Origin of the sequence: Sphingomonas sp. Leaf38, from assembly GCF_001421825.1 — a bacterium.
Taxonomy (GTDB): Bacteria; Pseudomonadota; Alphaproteobacteria; order Sphingomonadales; family Sphingomonadaceae; genus Sphingomonas.
The window spans coordinates 1,006,425-1,007,926 of the sequence record NZ_LMLD01000011.1 but is presented as its reverse complement, the minus strand read 5'-3'; the positions used below and the strand labels follow the sequence as shown (position 1 = coordinate 1,007,926).

Here is a 1,502-nt window from a genome sequence, read left to right as displayed (position 1 = left end):
GGAAAGGGAAACGCCTGCTCCGCGTCCTCCCCCTCCGTCACCTTCGGTGCCACCTCCCCCTGGCGGGGGAGGATAGAACCCTGAGCTTCCTTACCTCAGACCTTCACCAGCATCTTGCCTGTATTGCCGCCCGAGAACAGCCCCAGAAACGCGTCGGGCATCGCCTCGAGCCCCTCCTTGACCGTCTCCTGCCGCTTGAGCGTTCCGGCCGTCAGCATGCCGCCCATGTCCTTGTAGAACTCGTCGGCGCGGCTCATGAAATCGCTGACGATGAAGCCGCGGATCTGGATGCGGTTGCCGATCAGCCGCGCGAGATATTTGAGCTGCGTGGCCGCGCCGCTGTTGTAGACGTCGATCATGCCGCAGATCGCGAACCGCGCATGCAGGTTCGCATGCGCCAGCGCCGCATCGAGATGCTCGCCGCCGACATTGTCGAAATACACGTCGATGCCTTTCGGCGCCGCCTGGCCGAGTGCCTTCACCACCGGTACGTCGCCCTTGTAGTCGATCACGGCATCCGCCCCGAGCGACTTGACCCACGCGCATTTCTCCGCGCCGCCGGCCGAGCCGATCACGGTCATGCCCTTGGCCTTGGCGACCTGCACGACGGTCGAGCCGACCGCGCCCGCCGCCGCCGACACGAACACCGTGTCGCCCGCCTTTGCCTCCGCGACCGCGAGCAGCCCGAAATAGCCGGTCATCCCCGGCATGCCGAGCTGGCCGAGAAACGCCTGCGGCGGCACGTCGAGCGCGGGCAGCTTCTGGACCTGCGCGGCGGGCACGACCGCCTCGTCGCGCCAGCCGGCCATGTGCAGCACCATGTCGCCGACCTTGATGCCGTCGTCGTTGCTCTCGACCACTTCGCCGACCGCGCCGCCCTGCATCGCCTCGCCCAGCGCGAAGGGCGGGACATAGCTCTTCACGTCGTTCATCCGCCCGCGCATGTACGGATCGACCGACAGCCAGCGATTGGCGATACGCACCTCGCCGGCACCGAGCGCAGCCGTGTCGAGATCGATCATTGCGAAGTCGGTATGCTTCGGCATGCCTTGCGGACGTGCCTTCAGGCTCCATGCACGGGCCATAATCTTGCTCCTGTCGTTGGATTTCGTACACCGGGTATGGCAAAACCGCCCCGGCACGCAACCCGCAAAAAAGCCCGGACGTTTCCGCCCGGGCTCCTCTTGGCCAGCTAATATGCCATGCCGGCTAATGCTTTCAGACAGTTAGTAGGTAGTGGAACCCGACTTGCCGAGCGTGTCCGACGTCGTGGCAGACGACGACGTGCCAGCGGTCGATGCCGAACCCGTCATGGTGCCGCTGCCGCTGCCGGTCTGGGTGGTCGAGGCGTAACCGGTGGTGCCGGCATCCTTCTTGTCGCCCCCTGTCCGGTCGCCATACTCGAACATCGCAGAGTTGCGCTCTTCTTCCTTCCACGCCGCCTTGGCCTCGTCCGCCGACTTCGCCAGCGTCACCTTGCCGTCGACGGTCTTGATCCAGCG

General features: G+C 65.6%; 1 protein-coding gene and 1 pseudogene. Both read right to left on the bottom strand.

The genetic code is table 11. The features are described 5' to 3' along the window. Positions 1–95 precede the first annotated feature (95 nt). Positions 96–1,085, bottom strand: coding sequence for an NADP-dependent oxidoreductase (locus tag ASE88_RS11945; protein ID WP_082466520.1), 990 nt, complete (start codon positions 1,083–1,085; stop codon positions 96–98). Between the two features lie 141 nt (positions 1,086–1,226). Continuing rightward, positions 1,227–1,502 (bottom strand): annotated as a pseudogene (locus tag ASE88_RS19535) (SWFGD domain-containing protein); the annotation flags it as partial.